The sequence below is a fragment of the Shewanella sp. Scap07 genome (assembly GCF_013394145.1).
GTDB classification, from domain to species: domain Bacteria; phylum Pseudomonadota; class Gammaproteobacteria; order Enterobacterales; family Shewanellaceae; genus Shewanella; species Shewanella waksmanii.
Genome location: NZ_CP041329.1, coordinates 3,051,931 through 3,069,331, shown reverse-complemented (window position 1 = coordinate 3,069,331; position 17,401 = coordinate 3,051,931). Strand labels below are relative to the sequence as shown.

At 45.1% G+C, this 17,401-nt stretch carries 16 protein-coding genes and 9 tRNA genes; 21 read left to right on the top strand and 4 right to left on the bottom strand.

What is annotated here, in order from left to right; all coding sequences use genetic code 11:
- Nucleotides 1-39: 39 nt before the first annotated feature.
- The 10 genes from FLM48_RS13480 to FLM48_RS13435 all read left to right on the top strand — a co-directional run bounded on the left by FLM48_RS13480 (nucleotide 40) and on the right by FLM48_RS13435 (nucleotide 2,089).
- Nucleotides 40-115: transfer RNA gene (locus tag FLM48_RS13480), tRNA-Ala, on the top strand.
- A gap of 267 nt (nucleotides 116-382) precedes the next feature.
- Nucleotides 383-458, top strand: a tRNA-Glu gene (locus tag FLM48_RS13475).
- 109 nt (nucleotides 459-567) lie between these two features.
- Nucleotides 568-643, top strand: a tRNA-Glu gene (locus FLM48_RS13470).
- A gap of 108 nt (nucleotides 644-751) precedes the next feature.
- Nucleotides 752-827: transfer RNA gene (locus tag FLM48_RS13465), tRNA-Glu, on the top strand.
- A 109-nt stretch (nucleotides 828-936) separates the two neighbouring features.
- Nucleotides 937-1,012 (top strand) — tRNA-Glu (locus FLM48_RS13460).
- 108 nt (nucleotides 1,013-1,120) lie between these two features.
- Nucleotides 1,121-1,196: transfer RNA gene (locus FLM48_RS13455), tRNA-Glu, on the top strand.
- A 108-nt stretch (nucleotides 1,197-1,304) separates the two neighbouring features.
- A tRNA-Glu gene (locus FLM48_RS13450) sits at nucleotides 1,305-1,380 on the top strand.
- Between the two features lie 110 nt (nucleotides 1,381-1,490).
- Nucleotides 1,491-1,566: transfer RNA gene (locus FLM48_RS13445), tRNA-Glu, on the top strand.
- Between the two features lie 44 nt (nucleotides 1,567-1,610).
- Nucleotides 1,611-1,686, top strand: a tRNA-Ala gene (locus FLM48_RS13440).
- Nucleotides 1,687-1,891: 205 nt separating this feature from the next.
- Nucleotides 1,892-2,089: a hypothetical protein gene (locus FLM48_RS13435; RefSeq protein ID WP_179024973.1), complete on the top strand. Its 198-nt coding sequence runs from the start codon at nucleotides 1,892-1,894 to the stop codon at nucleotides 2,087-2,089.
- A gap of 183 nt (nucleotides 2,090-2,272) precedes the next feature.
- On the opposite strand, the gene FLM48_RS13430 is transcribed toward FLM48_RS13435, so the two are convergent.
- A complete protein-coding gene (locus tag FLM48_RS13430) occupies nucleotides 2,273-4,102 on the bottom strand; it encodes an ABC transporter ATP-binding protein (RefSeq protein ID WP_179024972.1) in 1,830 nt (609 codons plus the stop codon).
- Between the two features lie 178 nt (nucleotides 4,103-4,280).
- Here FLM48_RS13430 and FLM48_RS13425 point away from each other — a divergent pair, with 178 nt between their 5' ends.
- The 6 genes from FLM48_RS13425 (at nucleotide 4,281) to sstT (ending at nucleotide 10,699) form a co-directional block, all read left to right on the top strand.
- On the top strand, nucleotides 4,281-4,763 hold the full coding sequence (locus tag FLM48_RS13425) for a methylated-DNA--[protein]-cysteine S-methyltransferase (protein ID WP_179024971.1): 483 nt from the start codon (nucleotides 4,281-4,283) through the stop codon (nucleotides 4,761-4,763).
- 97 nt (nucleotides 4,764-4,860) lie between these two features.
- Nucleotides 4,861-6,168 carry a DEAD/DEAH box helicase gene (locus tag FLM48_RS13420; RefSeq protein WP_179026372.1) on the top strand — a complete coding sequence of 436 codons (1,308 nt, stop codon included), beginning with the start codon at nucleotides 4,861-4,863 and terminating at the stop codon, nucleotides 6,166-6,168.
- Nucleotides 6,169-6,206: 38 nt separating this feature from the next.
- Nucleotides 6,207-6,677 (top strand): dual specificity protein phosphatase family protein, encoded by a 471-nt coding sequence (locus tag FLM48_RS13415; RefSeq protein ID WP_179024970.1) that lies wholly within the window; start codon nucleotides 6,207-6,209, stop codon nucleotides 6,675-6,677.
- Between the two features lie 48 nt (nucleotides 6,678-6,725).
- The gene (locus FLM48_RS13410; RefSeq protein ID WP_256870938.1) at nucleotides 6,726-8,231 is read left to right on the top strand and encodes a phospholipase D family protein; all 1,506 of its coding nucleotides are present in this window, start codon (nucleotides 6,726-6,728) and stop codon (nucleotides 8,229-8,231) included.
- Nucleotides 8,232-8,313: 82 nt separating this feature from the next.
- The gene (locus FLM48_RS13405; RefSeq protein WP_028773085.1) at nucleotides 8,314-9,201 is read left to right on the top strand and encodes a chemotaxis protein CheV; all 888 of its coding nucleotides are present in this window, start codon (nucleotides 8,314-8,316) and stop codon (nucleotides 9,199-9,201) included.
- A gap of 280 nt (nucleotides 9,202-9,481) precedes the next feature.
- A complete protein-coding gene (sstT, locus tag FLM48_RS13400) occupies nucleotides 9,482-10,699 on the top strand; it encodes a serine/threonine transporter SstT (protein WP_028773084.1) in 1,218 nt (405 codons plus the stop codon).
- Between the two features lie 54 nt (nucleotides 10,700-10,753).
- Here sstT and FLM48_RS13395 read toward each other — a convergent pair whose 3' ends face one another.
- The gene (locus tag FLM48_RS13395) at nucleotides 10,754-12,121 is read right to left on the bottom strand and encodes a Gfo/Idh/MocA family protein (RefSeq protein WP_179024968.1); all 1,368 of its coding nucleotides are present in this window, start codon (nucleotides 12,119-12,121) and stop codon (nucleotides 10,754-10,756) included.
- Between the two features lie 311 nt (nucleotides 12,122-12,432).
- Between FLM48_RS13395 and FLM48_RS13390 the strand changes: the two genes are divergently transcribed.
- The gene (locus FLM48_RS13390; protein ID WP_051484547.1) at nucleotides 12,433-12,840 is read left to right on the top strand and encodes a hypothetical protein; all 408 of its coding nucleotides are present in this window, start codon (nucleotides 12,433-12,435) and stop codon (nucleotides 12,838-12,840) included.
- A gap of 27 nt (nucleotides 12,841-12,867) precedes the next feature.
- Here FLM48_RS13390 and FLM48_RS13385 read toward each other — a convergent pair whose 3' ends face one another.
- Together FLM48_RS13385 and FLM48_RS13380 are read right to left on the bottom strand one after the other, a co-directional pair.
- A complete protein-coding gene (locus FLM48_RS13385) occupies nucleotides 12,868-13,521 on the bottom strand; it encodes an RluA family pseudouridine synthase (protein ID WP_179024967.1) in 654 nt (217 codons plus the stop codon).
- Nucleotides 13,522-13,599: 78 nt separating this feature from the next.
- Entirely contained in the window at nucleotides 13,600-14,193 is a 594-nt protein-coding gene (locus tag FLM48_RS13380) for an ACP phosphodiesterase (RefSeq protein ID WP_179024966.1), read from the bottom strand.
- Between the two features lie 143 nt (nucleotides 14,194-14,336).
- Here FLM48_RS13380 and FLM48_RS13375 point away from each other — a divergent pair, with 143 nt between their 5' ends.
- From FLM48_RS13375 to yajC, 4 genes are all read left to right on the top strand, one after another.
- Nucleotides 14,337-14,501, top strand: a complete 165-nt coding sequence (locus tag FLM48_RS13375) for a hypothetical protein (protein ID WP_169732698.1) — start codon at nucleotides 14,337-14,339, stop codon at nucleotides 14,499-14,501.
- A 193-nt stretch (nucleotides 14,502-14,694) separates the two neighbouring features.
- Nucleotides 14,695-15,732: a tRNA preQ1(34) S-adenosylmethionine ribosyltransferase-isomerase QueA gene (gene queA / locus FLM48_RS13370; RefSeq protein ID WP_179024965.1), complete on the top strand. Its 1,038-nt coding sequence runs from the start codon at nucleotides 14,695-14,697 to the stop codon at nucleotides 15,730-15,732.
- 173 nt (nucleotides 15,733-15,905) lie between these two features.
- A complete protein-coding gene (tgt, locus tag FLM48_RS13365) occupies nucleotides 15,906-17,030 on the top strand; it encodes a tRNA guanosine(34) transglycosylase Tgt (RefSeq protein ID WP_028773078.1) in 1,125 nt (374 codons plus the stop codon).
- Nucleotides 17,031-17,057: 27 nt separating this feature from the next.
- Nucleotides 17,058-17,390, top strand: a complete 333-nt coding sequence (gene yajC, locus FLM48_RS13360) for a preprotein translocase subunit YajC (RefSeq protein ID WP_028773077.1) — start codon at nucleotides 17,058-17,060, stop codon at nucleotides 17,388-17,390.
- Nucleotides 17,391-17,401 lie beyond the last annotated feature (11 nt).

Below are 17,401 nucleotides of genomic sequence, written 5' to 3'. Positions count from 1 at the left end.
TGAATCACTAGCAGCCACTCAAATGTCAATTAGGTAAAAGGGGCCTTAGCTCAGCTGGGAGAGCGCAACACTGGCAGTGTTGAGGTCAGCGGTTCGATCCCGCTAGGCTCCACCATCTAATTGCTTAGCATTAAAGTAAAAGCCTACTAGCTTTAATGAGTATTCACTCGGTACAGAGTATAACGTATCAAAAGTGTCCCATTCGTCTAGATGAAATAGACAAGGACACCGCCGCCCAGTCTTTAATAAAGAGTACGGCGGTAACAGAGGTTCGAATCCTAGTTCATGTTAAATGTCATTACGGTTATTCGATAGCGTTGAAGCAAAAGCCTACTAGCTTCAACGAGTATTCACTCGATACAGAGTATAACGTATCAAAAGTGTCCCATTCGTCTAGAGGCCTAGGACACCGCCCTTTCACGGCGGTAACAGGGGTTCGAATCCCCTATGGGATACCACTTATTTTGAGTGGTTGACTGTTAAAGTTAACGATTCGATAGCGTTGAAGCAAAAGCCTACTAGCTTCAACGAGTATTCACTCGATACAGAGTATAACGTATCAAAAGTGTCCCATTCGTCTAGAGGCCTAGGACACCGCCCTTTCACGGCGGTAACAGGGGTTCGAATCCCCTATGGGATACCACTTATTTTGAGTGGTTGACTGTAAAGTTAACGATTCGATAGCGTTGAAGCAAAAGCCTACTAGCTTCAGCGAGTATTCACTCGATACAGAGTATAACGTATCAAAAGTGTCCCATTCGTCTAGAGGCCTAGGACACCGCCCTTTCACGGCGGTAACAGGGGTTCGAATCCCCTATGGGATACCACTTATTTTGAGTGGTTGACTGTTAAAGTTAACGATTCGATAGCGTTGAAGCAAAAGCCTACTAGCTTCAACGAGTATTCACTCGATACAGAGTATAACGTATCAAAAGTGTCCCATTCGTCTAGAGGCCTAGGACACCGCCCTTTCACGGCGGTAACAGGGGTTCGAATCCCCTATGGGATACCACTTATTTTGAGTGGTTGACTGTAAAGTTAACGATTCGATAGCGTTGAAGCAAAAGCCTACTAGCTTCAGCGAGTATTCACTCGATACAGAGTATAACGTATCAAAAGTGTCCCATTCGTCTAGAGGCCTAGGACACCGCCCTTTCACGGCGGTAACAGGGGTTCGAATCCCCTATGGGATACCACTTATTTTGAGTGGTTGACTGTAAAGTTAACGATTCGATAGCGTTGAAGCAAAAGCCTACTAGCTTCAGCGAGTATTCACTCGATACAGAGTATAACGTATCAAAAGTGTCCCATTCGTCTAGAGGCCTAGGACACCGCCCTTTCACGGCGGTAACAGGGGTTCGAATCCCCTATGGGATACCACTTATTTTGAGTGGTTGACTGTTAAAGTTAACGATTCGATAGCATTGATGCTTAGCCTACAGGCATTAATGAGTATTCACTCTCTTCAAGAGTCTAAAACGAAGACCGGCGTCCCATTCGTCTAGAGGCCTAGGACACCGCCCTTTCACGGCGGTAACAGGGGTTCGAATCCCCTATGGGATACCACTTATTTTTTAACACTGATCAAGTTATGATTAGTATTAAGATTTGGGGCCTTAGCTCAGCTGGGAGAGCGCAACACTGGCAGTGTTGAGGTCAGCGGTTCGATCCCGCTAGGCTCCACCAAATCCTACTGTTAAAGTAGTGCAAAAAAGCCACCTTTAAGGTGGCTTTTTTGCGTCTGGGATTTAGGTTTAGCGAGTCGATTTTTCATCCTTGTTAGCGTGTTATACCAATCAGTATAAGAATTTGATCTACTCAGCGCGCTTTTGGCAAACTAATTCAAGGCCGGCTAATTCAAAGTGAGTACTGAAACAATGGTTGCTCCCTTGTGAGGTTATTCAACGCAGAAGTAGGTAGCCAAAAACGCGCCAGAATGGCGAGTTTTAGCGATTCTGATGCTGTGTTAACGAGCTTAACCGTAGAACAACTATGCTCTTCACTCGTTGCAAGCCACATGGATGTGGTGAATGTCATTAATGCAGGAACATTTAATGACCTTGCCTCAGAACCGCTAAACTCTCGCTGAGTGACTAAAAGTTTATACTGATTGGTATTAATCGGCTCTTTGTAAGGTACTTTGCAATAATAATCGTGCTAAATAAGCGCATTGGACTTTTGGGTTTGATGAATTACCAGTGTTGTTTAGTGGTTTGAGCCGAGCTGCACCAGCAGCAATAATCATTTTACTGCTGCTGGTACTAATCACTGCTTAATCGGTGCCGATAAAGCCACCCGTTTGATGTGCCCACAGTTGAGCATAGATTCCGCCTTTAGCTAACAGTTGCGTATGTGTGCCTTGTTCAACAATCTCGCCTTTATCGATAACCACTAAACGATCCATTGCCGCAATTGTGGACAAGCGATGGGCGATAGCAATAACAGTTTTATCTGCCATCAGCTGGTAGAGGCTTTCTTGTATGGCGGCTTCAATTTCTGAGTCGAGTGCTGAGGTGGCTTCATCTAGCACCAATATCGGTGCATTCTTAAGTAATACTCGGGCAATGGCGATGCGCTGACGTTGGCCGCCAGATAGTTTGACACCACGTTCGCCGACTTGGGCATCGAGGCCCTGGTTACCATCAGGATCGCTAAGCTGCTCAATAAAGTCATACGCTTGCGCTTTTTTCATCGCGTTGATCAACTCTTCATCTGTGGCATCGGGTTTGCCGTAGCGAATGTTTTCTCTAATTGAGCGATGCAACAAGGAAGTATCTTGGGTAACCATACCAATTTGGGCGCGCAATGACTCTTGGGTCACCTTGGTTATAGGCTGACCATCAATGACAATTTCGCCTGATTCTACATCATGAAAGCGCATCAATAAGTTGACTAGTGTGGATTTACCGGCGCCCGAACGACCGACTAAACCGACTTTCTCACCCGCTTTAATCGCCAGTTGTAGCTGTTCAATTACGCCGGACTTTTCACCGTAGTGAAAGGTAATGTGATTAAAATCGATTTGACCATGGCTAACCGTTAACGCCGGCGCATTGGGTTGGTCATTGATGTTGGTAGGCTTAGCAATGGTGGACATACCATCAGCCACCGTACCAATGTTTTCAAATAAAGAACTAATCTCCCACATTATCCATTGTGACATGCCGTTAAGGCGCAGCGATAAGCTAATGGCGACTGCAATGGCACCAATAGTGATAGCGTTTGCTTGCCATAACCATATCGCGATGGCTGCAATGCTAAAAGCGAGGACATAGTTAATCACTTGCACGCTGACGTTAACCCCGGTTACTAGGCGCATTTGTTTATGCACAGTATCGAGGAACAACTGCATGCTGTTTTTAGCGTAGCTGGCTTCCTGGCTGGTATGTGAGAACAACTTCACTGTGGTGATATTGGTGTAACTGTCCACAATTCGGCCTGTCATTAATGAGCGAGCATCGGCTTGTTCAGTGGAGATTTTTTTCAACTTGGGAATAAAGTGCAGTTGCAAACCCACGTATGCCGCGAGCCAAACTAGCATAGGTAACATTAGCCGCAGGTCTGCATCGGCAATGATGACTAACATCGATGTGAAGTAAACGAGAATGTATACCATAACATCAAGCAGCTTAGTGACCGTCTCACGCACTGCAAGCGAGGTCTGCATTACTTTAGTGGCAATACGTCCTGCGAAATCGTTTTGATAAAATGAGACACTTTGTTTAAGTAAGTAGCGGTGGGCTAACCAACGTATCGACATAGGGTAATTACCCAATAATCCTTGATAAACCACAAGCGCGTGCAACAACACGACAATGGGGATAACAACCAGAGTCAGTACCGTCATTGTAAGGAGTTCGGTGCTATGCTGCTCAAACAAGTTTTGTGGTGTACTATTGGCCAGCAGATCCACAAGATCGCCCATGAATGCAAATAGGTATACTTCTAAAATGGCTAGCGTTGCAGTTAACACTGACATGATTATCAGTGGCACTTCAAATCCACGGGTGTAGTGGCGACAAAAAGCTAATAGCCCGGTAGGAGGCTGACTGGGATCACTGTCAGGTAACGGTTGTACCCATGACTCAAATAACTTAAACATCCAATTCCTTATGCGTTTTTAAAGATATTATTGGCTCAGTAGTCACTCTACTATAGCTAGTATGATTTAACCGCACACAACGGGTAAATTTTGCAATTTTACTATTGTGTCTAACCGAGCTTGTTTCACGTTACCGACTGCGATATAAAAGTGCGACTGTCTAATTGTAAGGAATCCTATGCAGCGCGTAATTTCAAGTCCGATTGGGCCTATTGGTATCCAGGCCAGCAAAAGCGGATTGACACATTTATGGTTTATTGACCAAGATAATCAGCAGCGTGAATCTAGCTTGGGTCCTTGTTCACAATCAGCAAAAATCTTAGATCAAACAGAGCAGCAACTCAGTGCTTTTTTCGCCGGTAAGCTCGCACAATTTTCACTGCCATTAGCACCCAAGGGCACAGAGTTTCAGTGTCAGGTGTGGCAGGCGTTAACCGAGATTCCATTTAGCCAGACGGTAAGTTATAGCGATATTGCCAACGCAATCGCGCGCCCAAAGTCGGTGAGGGCGGTTGGTGCTGCTAATGGCGCTAACCCGATTCCAATCATCATTCCTTGTCATCGAGTGATTGGTAAAAACGGTAAATTGACTGGTTATGCTTATGGTTTGGCGTTGAAACAAACCTTACTTGATATTGAAGCACGATCGAGCTCGGAATAATTAGATATTTTGTCCTGCATCTGTGACTTGTTTGAGCAATTGTGCTTGAGGTGCGGTACAATTAGCTTCTGATTTTTAGGTTATCACCGTGGCTTCTATGTCTACCTCGTTAAATAGTAATTCCGCACAAAGTGAAGGTTTTGAGCAACTTCAACTGTTGCCGTCGATCACCGAGCGCTTGTCTGAGCTAGGTTATCAAAAACCCACTGCGATTCAATCGCAGGCCATCCCATCTGTTTTAGCGGGTAAAGATGTGTTAGCCGGTGCGAATACCGGCTCAGGGAAAACTGCAGCGTTTGCATTACCGCTACTGCAGGTTTTATCGCAGGGAACAGCCGCACCGAAAGGGGCTAACTACATTCGCACACTTGTATTGGTGCCAACTCGAGAACTCGCTGCTCAGGTCGCCGATGCGTTTCAGTCTTATGCGAGCCTTGTTAAACCAAAGCCGAAAATTATGGCGGTGTTTGGTGGTGTATCGATTAACAGTCAAATGTTAAGCCTGCGTGGTGGTGCCGACGTGTTAGTTGCAACGCCTGGCCGCTTACTTGACCTACAGCAAAGTAATGCCGTTAATCTATCGAAAGTGACTAGCTTGGTATTGGATGAAGCTGACAGAATGCTTAGTTTGGGCTTTGCAGAGGAGTTATCCGCCTTACTGAACTTGGTGCCCAAACAACGTCAAACTTTGATGTTTTCAGCGACCTTTCCTGACGAAGTAAAAGCGATTACCGCGCAACATTTACAACATCCTGTTGAGATTGAGATCCAAAGTGTTGCGACTAATACTGTTCAACAGCAGGTCTATACGGTAAATAAAAACCGCAAAACAGCCTTATTGAGCGAGTTGATCAAGCAAAATAATTGGCAACAAGTATTGGTTTTTGCCAGCGCCAAAAATAGCTGCAATCGCGTGGCACAAAAACTTGAAAAAGCAGGTATTGCTGCCCAAGTATTTCATAGTGATAAAGCCCAAGGCGCAAGAAGCCGGGTGCTAGAGGGATTTAAACAAGGTGATATTTCAGTATTAGTTGCCACCGACATTGCAGCGCGGGGTATTGATATTGCTAAGCTGCCGGTGGTAATCAACTATGAATTGCCCCGTAGTCCGAGTGATTATATGCACCGCATTGGCCGTAGTGGACGCGCAGGTGAGCTAGGATTAGCGATAAGCCTTATTTCCCATGATGAATATCATCACTTTAAAGTGATAGAGAAGCGTAACAAAATACGCTTGCCGCGCGAGCAATATCAAGGCTTTGAGGCCGATGAAGAAGCACCGTTGGATTGCCCTTCGAGACAGGAAAAGCCACAAGCTAAACCTGCAGGAACGGGTAAAAAGCAGCGTAAGAAAGCGCAACAAGCAAATCAAGCTGTTTGGCAACAGTTAAAACCCAAATCATAGCTCGACATGTAGTAGTGAAGCAGTAACAAAGGTGAACTATGCAAGAAGTTTTTTGGCTTGAAGAAGGGGCATTAGCAGGACGCTGTGGGCCTAACAAAGTGGATTGGGATTTAGCGCAGTTAAAACAAGCTGGCATTGGTGCTATTTTGTCGGTCAATGGTGGAGAAGCCGTTGATGTTGATGAACTTAGTACGATGGGCATTGACTATGCCTGTTATCCATTTTCAGCCAATATTCCCCCACAACTAGGCGATTTAGAAATTTGTGTTGCGCAAGTGCCGAAAGCGCTGGCTTTTATTCATGCTTGTCAGCAACAGGGCAAAGCGGTGTTGGTTCATTGCCGCTCAGGAAAGGACAGAACCGGCTTGTTAATGGCATACTATTTGATGGAGCGTGGCGCAGCGCCAGTCCATGCCGTTAGTCAGGTGAGAGTGGCCCGTGAGATAGCATTTAGTGCTGATGGCTGGGATCAATTTGCATTTGATGTGCTTTATGCGTTACAAGAGTAGACTTAGTTAATAAAATCAAGGGATAGCATGTTCGCAAAAGGACATTGTATGCGACTGTTAATATTGCTTTGCTGCTTGTGCATCGGTGCTTGCAGCAGTGTCCCTGTATTACCAGAAAAAACTCCTAGTTATAAAGTTAGTCCACCCCACGATACTAATTTGGGCGAGTTTATCGCCTCGAGTTTGCAACAGCATGCCGGTGAAACTGGGGTCCTTCCTTTGATGTCAGGAGTCGATGCTTACATAGCACGCTTAGCCATTGTCAAAGGTGCCACTAAAAGCATTGATATGCAGTATTACATTTATCGTAATGATGATACTGGCAAGTTGCTGTTATGGCAGCTTATCGATGCGGCAGATCGTGGTGTCAGGGTGCGCATTCTGCTCGATGATCTAACTACGAAAAACCAAGATGAAAACCTGCTTTTACTCGCAAGGCATCCTAACATCGACGTAAGGTTGTTCAATCCCGCATTTGAACGACGTTTTCGTGGCTGGGCGATGATTGCCGATTTCGGTCGCCTAAATAACCGCATGCACAACAAGTCGCTGACAGTTGATAATCAAATCTCCATTGTTGGGGGCCGCAATATAGGCAATGAGTATTTTTCTAATAATGATGATGTCGATTTTGGTGATTTTGACTTACTCAGTGTTGGTAAAGCCGTTGATGAGATATCAGAACAGTTTGATCAATACTGGAATGCGCCCATTGCAGTCGAGATTGCAGAGTTAAGTGACCCTAAGTTTGATCAACTTGCCATTACCAGTGCGACAGAAGCTGTTGAATTACAAAAAGAAGCGTTTAAAAACAACCCATATCTTGAAAAGTTAAAAATGAGTGAATTGCTAGCGGCCATTCAAAACCAGTCTTTGGGGTGGTATTGGGGGGATGCACAAGTGATTTACGACCCGCCAGAAAAAGTACTTGGCGAGCAGCAAGAGCATTGGTTGTTATCTGATCTGTCATCGTTTTTATCACAAGCCAAGCAGCAGGTGGTTATCGTGTCACCCTATTTTGTGCCGACCAGCAGCGGAACGGATGAATTGGTCCGCGCGGCACGTTCGGGGATCGATATCACAGTGATCACTAATAGTTTAGCTGCCACTGACGTGTTAGCAGTGCATTCAGGATACCAACGCTACAGAGAGCGTCTGCTGCGTGGCGGGGTAAAAATCTTTGAAGTAAAAGCTGATGCCGAAGATAAACCCAGCGGTTGGAAGGGCAGCTCTAAAACCAGCTTACATGCTAAAACTTTTATCATAGATAGCCAATCCATCTTTGTTGGATCGTTTAATTTTGATCCGCGTTCAGCCTATATAAACACCGAAATGGGCGTCATTTTTGATGCCCAGGATCTTGCCAGCGAATTGCAACAAGGGGTGATGGCTTCGCTAAACAAAACGGCCTATGAAGTAAAGTTGGTTGATGATGAATTGGTTTGGCTAGATAAGGCAACAGGGCAGTATAAATATGCTGAACCGAGCGCCGGATTTTGGCGAAAATTTATGGCGGATTTGTTGTCGCTGTTGCCGATTGAGTCACAACTATAATCGACACAAGTTTGATTGTCGTCATCACCCTCACGCTATGATAGGTTTAAGCTGATAGCGAATAATAATGATAGAGGTGCCCATGAAAAGTAAAGCGAGCCAGTCCCAAGGACTGTTGCTATTTAAGTTGTCGCAAACACAGCTCTTTGCTCTTGGCACACTAAAAATTCGCGAGTTGGTACCTTATACGCCGTTAAGTGCGATACCTCAGTCCCATCCAACTATTATTGGCGCAGCAACCGTTCGAGGCCATACCATTCCGGTAATTGATATGGCTGCTGCGGTGGGTTATCAGCCAATATCCAAGCAAGAATACAGTAAGAGCTACATTATCATCACCGATTGTCAGCGAATGGTGATTGGTTTTCTTGTGCGGGCGATAGATAAGATTATCGAGTGTAACTGGCGAGATATTGAATCTCCACCAAACAACTTGGGAAAGAATGCCTATTTGACCGGTGTGACACGGTTTAATGAGCAATTGGTACAACTATTAGATGTAGAGCTGCTAATGGCTAAGGTTTTTCCTACTAGTCCAGAGATGGCCAGAGCGATTTTAACCGACGTACAGCGTGAGAAGCTCAAACCACTGCATATTTTACTGGTTGATGACTCTAAGGTTGCACGCAAGCAGTTATCCGATGCGCTCGACAGTATTAATATTCCGTATCAAGTGACTGCCGATGGTCGAGAGGCTCTGGCAATTATGGAGAATGCGGTCAGTGACGGCCGGCCAGTTGATCTACTCGTGAGTGATATTGAGATGCCGGGGCTTGATGGTTATGAGTTGGCTTTTGAAGTGAAAAACTCGCCCAGTTTAGCAAGTGCTTACATTATCTTGCATACCTCATTATCAAGCGAAATTAGCGTTAGCCAAGCTCATCAGGTTGGGGCAAACGAAGCGTTAACCAAATTCGATGCCCATGAGTTGATTGATGCCATGTTACGCGGCGCCGACCAAAATGCCTGATTGGTCAGTCCTCTTGACCAGATGATTTGACGCTAGGCAGCATGGTAAGGGGCTTTTACGACCAAGCTCATAGTTTTTACCCCAATATTTAGCACGATGTTATGTTTATGCTGCTATGGGGTAATATCCTCCCTTAATTTGCTGTTAAAGCTAGACATTGCCTATACATTTCTATACAAAAACAAATGAAGGAAGTTTAATCTTATGAATGTACATTCCAATAAGAGAATGACAGTGCCATAAGACTGCTTATCATAATTATATAAAAACAGGTCAATCAATGAACCAAAGCAAATCTCTATTTGCAAAGCTTGCAAATGGCAGCCTAGTGCTGCAAATTCTCGTCGGTATTATCGCCGGTATTCTCTTAGCCTCGTTGTCGCCATCATCTGCACAAAGTGTGTCGTTTTTAGGTGGTTTATTTGTCGGGGCGTTACAAGCCATTGCCCCCATTTTGGTGTTCATCTTGGTTGCATCATCAATTGCAAACCAAAAGAAAAACACCCATACCAATATGCGCCCCATTGTCGTGCTTTATCTCATTGGTACCTTTATGGCTGCGCTGACCGCCGTGACCATGAGCTTCCTGTTTCCAACAACCTTAGTATTGGTGACAGGCGCTGAAGGTGCTACGCCGCCAGAGGGGATTGGTGAAGTATTACATACCTTGCTATTCAAACTTGTTGATAACCCAGTAAACGCGCTAATGACGGGTAACTACATCGGTATTTTGGCCTGGGGTGTGGGTTTAGGTATTGCGCTGCACCATGCAAGTGAGTCAACCAAGCAAGTATTTGCTGATGTAAGCCAAGGCGTCTCGACTATGGTTCGCTTTGTTATTCGTCTTGCACCTATCGGTATCTTCGGCCTAGTGGCGGTCACCTTTGCAGAAACGGGTTTCACTGCGATTGCTGGCTATGCACAGTTGCTGGCTGTGTTACTCGGTGCGATGCTATTTATCGCCTTGGTGGTTAATCCTATTATTGTTTGGATTAAAATTCGTCGTAACCCATACCCGCTAGTATTAACTTGCCTGCGTGAAAGCGGTGTCACGGCGTTCTTTACTCGTTCAAGTGCGGCGAACATTCCAGTAAATATGGCATTGTGTGACAAGCTCAATCTGCATAAAGATACCTATTCTGTGTCTATCCCATTGGGGGCGACCATTAACATGGGCGGAGCAGCAATCACGATTACAGTACTGACATTGGCTGCAGTGAATACCTTAGGTATTCAAGTTGATATCTTAACGGCTATCTTACTGAGTGTTGTGGCGGCAGTTTCTGCTTGTGGCGCTTCGGGTGTGGCCGGTGGTTCATTACTGTTGATTCCGTTGGCATGTAGCTTATTTGGTATCTCCAATGACGTTGCTATGCAAGTGGTGGCAGTGGGCTTTATCATTGGTGTGATTCAAGACTCGGCGGAAACCGGTCTAAATAGTTCTACCGATGTGGTGTTTACTGCGGCGGCTTGTGAAGCGGCGGAGCGCAAAGGCTAGGCAATCACTGATAAAAAAGGGAGCCTTATGGCTCCCTTTTTTATTTATCAGCTATCAAGCACCAACAATGCCAAGGGGTTTAGCATTGGCCCACATGCCGCGGGTAAAATCGGGTACATCTACTGAGTTGCTGCGATTTTGCAGTGATTGCTCACTTAAAATATTGATGACAGACCACGCTGCGCCGTCATAAACATCTTGATCAAGTGCCTCTCCGTTACGTAAGCAGTAAACCATGCGCCATAACATCAGAAAATCCATGCCGCCATGGCCACCATTGCGTTCAGCTTCCTTACCCATGCGTTGCCATAGTGGATGGTCATATTTGGCGTACCATGTAGTCATGTCGGTATCCCACTTATGGAAATCGCCGCTGCCACCTTGCTCCAGGGCAATACGATTTGGAAAGCCGGCAAAGACACCATTAGTGCCTTGGATTAAGTTATGACGGCTATATGGACGTGGCGTTGTTGTATCATGTTGTACCATGATGGTTCGGCCGAGTTTGGTTTTGATTAAGGTGGTGTTGATGTCGCCATTAATGTAGTTCAACTGATTACGAGGGTGGTCTGCTGCAAACTCTCGTTGTGCATACAGCTGTCGGCCTAATGCTGGCGAGCTCATCGAGGTTAAGTAGTCGAAACGATCACCGCGATTGATATTCATGTACTGAGATACGGGACCGAGGCCATGGGTGGGGTATAAGTTACCATTGCGCTTGGTATGCCAATGGGTGCGCCATGAGCCTGTTTTCGACTCGAGCTCTTTCATTTGCCAGCGTAGTTCATGGATATAAGCGGCTTCACCGTGCAGTAATTCACCAAATACACCTTGGCGTACCATGTTGAGAACCATTAGCTCGTCACGGCCGTAATTGACGTTCTCCATCATCATGCAGTTCTTTTGAGTACGTTCAGCCGTGTCGACAATCTGCCAACACTCTTCGACACTGAGTGCCAACGGCACTTCAACAAAAGCATGTTTGCCACTTTCCATGGTGTCAATTGCCATGGGTGCATGCCATTTCCACGGAGTAGAGATGATAACGATGTCTATATCGTCACGCGCTAACATGTCTCGGTAGGCGTAATCGCTGCCTGTATAGGTTTCAGGCACAGGTAAATTTGCCTCTTTCACTGCAGAGACCGCGCGATTAAGCACTTTATCATCGGTATCGCATATGGCTGTGATTGCCACACCATCAAGGTGACAAAAATGCTTAACATGGCCAATACCCCGCTGGCCGACACCAATAAAACCAACCCGAACAATATCCATTTTAGGTGTGACCAGGCCAATAACGCTAGCGCCTTGGCTAGGTGATACGGGGGCTGCGCTGTGAGCGAGAACATTACCTGATAGTGCGCTGGCGGTTGCGATTCCTGCGGTTTTAAGAAATTTACGTCGGTTAAAATCTGTCATTGAAATCCCTGCTTTGCTGCTTATTTTTATTGGTGCTGACTGATGCCAGTTTTGTAAAAGCTTAGTGACTCATTTTTATATTAAAAGCGTTGGGAAAGATAGTGGATTAACGCTGATCGGATGGGTTGAGGAAATTTCATTAGAATTTGCTACACTAATGAATGAATAGTGACTTAGATCGCGTTTTTATTTGCTTTATCTAATACAATTATATACAAAGGGTAAAGATAAGATCTTTAACTATTAAATGCTTACACTACCTTAAGGTAACATTTTATTAACATTGTTGTGGTTTTAGGGGTTAACTAAATATGAAGTCTGAGTTTAAAGTTATGTTGGATAAGGTACCACAAGACCAGCAAGAATCTTTACTTCAGTTAATAGAATTATCCGTTGTTGAAAAACGCAAACGCCTCAGTTGGCAGAGGGCTGATATGTCAGAAAAACATGTTTTAGGCCGATGGGTAGATGAACGTCCATCTTTAGGCGACAAAATTACTTTGTATCGTCAGGGCGACAAGCTATTTCTAGAAACTTGGTACAACGACGGCTGCCACAGTTTAGATGAGATGGAAGTCACCGAAGTTGAAGGCGGCGTGAAACTGGAAGACAAAGGTGGCAACTTGTTTGGTGAGTACTTTATGCTCAGCGAAGGCAACAAATTACAGTTCTGCAATTCTGAGGAATGCTACTACACAGCTAAACAGCAAGCTGCGTAGTCAACAAATCGGCAGACAGCCAACAGACTAAAACGGATGTTGGCTGGTAAAGGTCAATGGTTTGTTACTGTAAGGGTGAGTAAAACTGAGGCTCTGTGCGTGTAAATTTAGCCGAGGTGATGCCGCGATAACGGTGTCATTACCGTAGAAGTCATCACCGATAATAGTATGACCTAAGGCCTTCATATGTAATCGCAGTTGGTGAGTTCTACCGGTGATCGGTTTTAGCTTCACTAAGGTTGTGTTGACTCGTCTTTCCAGTACTTGGTAATAGGTTTTAGCTGCTTTACCAGACTCATCGAGTCGCTGTAGCGGTGGGTTGGCTTTGTCGGCCATCATGCCCAATTCAATCACCCCTTCATCTTGGCTAACTTGGCCAATGACTTCCGCAACATAATATTTTTCGGTGAGTCGATTTTGAAACTGAGTCTTAATATTTGATTCTGCTTTTTTATTGAGTGCAAATACCATAATGCCTGATGTTGCGCAGTCTAGTCTGTGTACCAAAATCGCATCTGGTGCATAGTTCAATAATCGATTGATTGCACAGTCGTAGGTGTTTTCAGCGCGGCCTGGATTGCTCAATAGCCCTGATGGCTTATTGAGGACAACAATATCACGGTCTTGATAGCGAATATCTAACCATGGGATTTGTGGGGGCTGATAAGTAAACAATTTCATTGCATCTCCTTTCAGCCGCGGATCCTATCAGAAATTTCCCTGCGACCAAAAGCGATATCAATAAAATTACCGCTGCGTTTATAGATATTGGGCAGGGGTCTTACGGCTCCATATTTTGCTATAAGCCATCAGTTGTGGGTAGAAAGTACGAAAGGCGGTTTCAATTTCAATATCTAGCTTTTTAACTGTGGCGGTGGCGCCATTAAATATTTCTGGTTTTGAGACCCGTCGACTGACCGACTCAATGGCTTGGTTTAGCCCTTTGCGATGTTGGTAGGCGATAAGCCAGTTTTCTCGCTGCATACGTTTACTGACATCCACCAAGGCTTCAGGTAGCGTCTCGCATTGCTCTAGTGCTTGGTAAGCCTTTTGGGCAAACTCTTCTAATGGTTGGTGATGGTACTCGTCCCAATATTTAGCTAAGTAATAATCAAAGCTTAAATCGATCAAAATGGGCGCAGCACGCTGTAGTGCCGATGGAAACAGGCTCTTAAGTTCACGGATGAGCTCATGGCTGTCGGTAAGTTTGTCTATTTCTCGATGTAACCATATCCCTTGTTGTAACGCTTTCGGGTGGTTATCAATACTGCCTTTGGCAAAATCGCCCGCTAGATTAGCGGCCAAGCTAGTGCGACTGATATCGGCAAGGTGAAGATGAGCAAGAAAATTCATTAGATTGGGTATTTTTTGTTTATTCGCGAATTTCACGGTATCATGTGCGCTAGCGCTAAGAAACCATTAATTCAAATAAAAACGATTTCTTAAGGATGTGCGCTAAAAATCATCATAATATATCGGTTTAAGGGTCATGGACGATGTGGAACTGGTTCTCCAAGCTTGTTAATAAAAAAACGCAGCCTCAGCGTAAGCGGGTCGACGTAGAAATTCCTTTTGAGCAGCATAGCTACCGCAAAGAAGACTTTGAAGTCGAGCAGTCGCGCGCTGAATTAGAAGAAGATAAATCATCGACACCGTTTTAAATTTTTTATCCCCGCTTAATTGATTATTTCTGCCTAGTACCGATTAAGGACTGCAGGGTGCCGTGTTACGTCTTGGCTGCACTTCAATGCCGGTTTTAGCGTTTTTCGTTACCTCAAATACGACTCTTTCTTGATCTTCTGTTAACGGGGCAATAGACTAGCCGCCGATTTTATCTTTAGTTGAGACGGTGTCATGCGCGTAGCAGATTTTACTTTTGATTTACCCGATGAGCTGATTGCTCGTTATCCTACCGCTGAGCGTACAGCGTCCAGACTGCTGACCCTCGATGGTGAGACAGGAAAGACAGCAGACCAGCAGTTTACTGACATACTTGATCTCGTTAAACCTGGTGATTTGATGGTGTTTAATAACACTCGGGTTATTCCTGCACGTTTGTTTGGTCAAAAGCAGACAGGTGGCAAGCTAGAGATATTGGTTGAGCGCATGCTAGATGATAAACGCATATTAGCCCACGTGCGCAGCTCTAAGTCACCTAAGGCAGATGCAATTATCTGTCTTGATGGTGGTTATCAAATGACGATGATAGGCCGCCATGATGCGTTATTTGAGCTTGAACTTAACGATGACAAAACCATACTTGAAGTGCTAGAGGAAGTTGGCCACATGCCGCTGCCTCCGTACATCGACCGTCCAGATGAAGACGCAGATAAAGAGCGTTATCAAACGGTATATAATCAAACTCCGGGTGCAGTTGCTGCGCCAACCGCAGGTCTGCATTTTGACGATAAGATTTTGGCTGCGTTAGCAGATAAAGGTGTCGAAACGACCTTTGTTACTCTGCATGTAGGTGCAGGAACCTTTCAGCCTGTAAGAGTTGATAATATTTTAGAGCACAAGATGCATTCTGAATGGGCGCAGGTGCCCGCAGATGTGGTTGAAAAAATTAAAGCAACCAAGGCCGCAGGCGGTCGAGTGATAGCTGTTGGTACCACCTCGGTGCGTTCACTGGAAAGTGCAGCGACCGCCAACCAAGGTGAAATTGCCCCATTTAGCTCCGATACCGATATTTTCATTTATCCTGGATATGAGTTTAAAGTGGTGGATGCCATGGTGACCAACTTTCATCTACCGGAATCAACATTGATCATGTTAATTAGCGCTTTTGCGGGATTTGATGAGGTTAAAAATGCCTATCAACATGCGATTGAGCAAAAATACCGCTTCTTTAGCTATGGCGATGCCATGTTTGTGACTAAAAAGTCGAACTAAAGTCTATTTTTGTTTTAAAATACCCACCCCATCTAGGCGGTGGGTATTTTTTTTGTGCAATTGGTAGGGTTAAGGGTTGATACTGAATAGTTTGGCCTTATCTCTACAGATAACCTGGCGTAGCGTAAGTGAACGCCCCAGTCTGTCAGACTGTTTCTCTGGCGAGGTGGAAAATGAAATTTGAATTAGATACAACCGATGGCCGCGCACGTCGTGGCCGATTGGTTTTTGAGCGCGGTACAGTAGAAACTCCAGCATTTATGCCTGTGGGTACCTATGGCACCGTAAAAGGCATGACACCCGAAGAGGTGCGTGCAACGGGTGCCGATATCCTGCTAGGCAACACGTTTCATTTGTGGTTACGCCCAGGTGAAGAGATCATGCGCAAGCATGGTGACCTTCACGATTTTATGAATTGGCAGCGTCCTATTTTGACCGATTCGGGTGGGTTCCAAGTGTTCAGCTTAGGGGATATCCGTAAAATCACTGAAGAAGGCGTACATTTCCGTTCACCCATTAACGGTGAGAAAATCTTTTTAGATCCGGAAAAGTCGATGCAGATCCAGGATTCACTAGGCAGTGACGTGGTGATGATTTTTGACGAGTGCACGCCTTATCCTGCGACAGAAGATGAAGCGCGCAAGTCAATGCAAATGTCTTTGCGTTGGGCGCAGCGTTCACGTGACGAGTTCGATCGCCTTGAAAACCCGAATGCGTTGTTCGGTATTATCCAAGGTGGTGTATACGAAGACTTACGTGACGAGAGTTTAAATGGCTTAGTTGATATAGGTTTTGATGGCTATGCTGTGGGTGGTTTGGCTGTGGGTGAACCTAAGGAAGATATGCACCGCATTTTGGAGCATGTATGTCCTCAAATTCCAGCAGACAAGCCGCGCTATTTGATGGGGGTCGGTAAACCAGAAGATCTTGTTGAAGGTGTGCGCCGTGGTGTCGACATGTTTGATTGTGTGATGCCTACACGTAATGCTCGCAACGGTCATCTATTTACCAGTGAAGGCGTCATTAAGATACGTAATGCACGTCATCGTGATGATACTTCACCGCTTGATGCTAAGTGTGATTGCTACACCTGTAAGAATTATTCTCGGGCGTATCTTTACCATTTAGATCGTTGTAATGAAATTTTGGGAGCGCGTTTAAACACCATTCACAACTTGAGGTATTACCAAATGTTGATGGAAGGTTTGCGCGGCGCGATTGAGACAGGTACATTAGACGCCTTTGTTGAGGAATTCTATACCAGTCAAGGGCGCGAAGTTCCTGAGTTATCCAATTAAATTTACTGCTAATAAAAAGAGAGAACTATGTTCATTTCAAACGCATATGCAAATGCAGCTGGCGCACCAGCAGGTGGCGGCACCATGGAATTAATCTTCATGTTGGTCATTTTCGGCCTGATTTTTTACTTCATGATTTTCCGTCCACAATCAAAGCGCGTTAAAGAGCATAAAAACTTAATGAGCTCGTTGAGCAAAGGTGACGAAGTACTCACCAGTGGCGGTATCTTAGGTAAAATCGCCAAGATTAGTGATGAGAATGACTATGTTTTGCTAACTATTAACGAAACATCTGAAATCACAATCAAGAAGGATTACATAGCGGCTGTATTGCCTAAAGGCTCTATTAAGTCACTTTAAGCCAAGAGGGC

Excerpts from the sequence above, each read along its gene's own strand:
- FLM48_RS13430 (WP_179024972.1), bottom strand. The coding sequence starts at position 4,102 with ATGTTTAAGTTATTTGAGTCATGGGTACAACCGTTACCTGACAGTGAT.
- FLM48_RS13425 (WP_179024971.1), top strand. The coding sequence starts at position 4,281 with ATGCAGCGCGTAATTTCAAGTCCGATTGGGCCTATTGGTATCCAGGCC.
- FLM48_RS13420 (WP_179026372.1), top strand. The coding sequence starts at position 4,861 with ATGTCTACCTCGTTAAATAGTAATTCCGCACAAAGTGAAGGTTTTGAG.
- FLM48_RS13415 (WP_179024970.1), top strand. The coding sequence starts at position 6,207 with ATGCAAGAAGTTTTTTGGCTTGAAGAAGGGGCATTAGCAGGACGCTGT.
- FLM48_RS13410 (WP_256870938.1), top strand. The coding sequence starts at position 6,726 with ATGCGACTGTTAATATTGCTTTGCTGCTTGTGCATCGGTGCTTGCAGC.
- FLM48_RS13405 (WP_028773085.1), top strand. The coding sequence starts at position 8,314 with ATGAAAAGTAAAGCGAGCCAGTCCCAAGGACTGTTGCTATTTAAGTTG.
- sstT (WP_028773084.1), top strand. The coding sequence starts at position 9,482 with ATGAACCAAAGCAAATCTCTATTTGCAAAGCTTGCAAATGGCAGCCTA.
- FLM48_RS13395 (WP_179024968.1), bottom strand. The coding sequence starts at position 12,121 with ATGACAGATTTTAACCGACGTAAATTTCTTAAAACCGCAGGAATCGCA.
- FLM48_RS13390 (WP_051484547.1), top strand. The coding sequence starts at position 12,433 with ATGAAGTCTGAGTTTAAAGTTATGTTGGATAAGGTACCACAAGACCAG.
- FLM48_RS13385 (WP_179024967.1), bottom strand. The coding sequence starts at position 13,521 with ATGAAATTGTTTACTTATCAGCCCCCACAAATCCCATGGTTAGATATT.
- FLM48_RS13380 (WP_179024966.1), bottom strand. The coding sequence starts at position 14,193 with ATGAATTTTCTTGCTCATCTTCACCTTGCCGATATCAGTCGCACTAGC.
- FLM48_RS13375 (WP_169732698.1), top strand. The coding sequence starts at position 14,337 with ATGTGGAACTGGTTCTCCAAGCTTGTTAATAAAAAAACGCAGCCTCAG.
- queA (WP_179024965.1), top strand. The coding sequence starts at position 14,695 with ATGCGCGTAGCAGATTTTACTTTTGATTTACCCGATGAGCTGATTGCT.
- tgt (WP_028773078.1), top strand. The coding sequence starts at position 15,906 with ATGAAATTTGAATTAGATACAACCGATGGCCGCGCACGTCGTGGCCGA.
- yajC (WP_028773077.1), top strand. The coding sequence starts at position 17,058 with ATGTTCATTTCAAACGCATATGCAAATGCAGCTGGCGCACCAGCAGGT.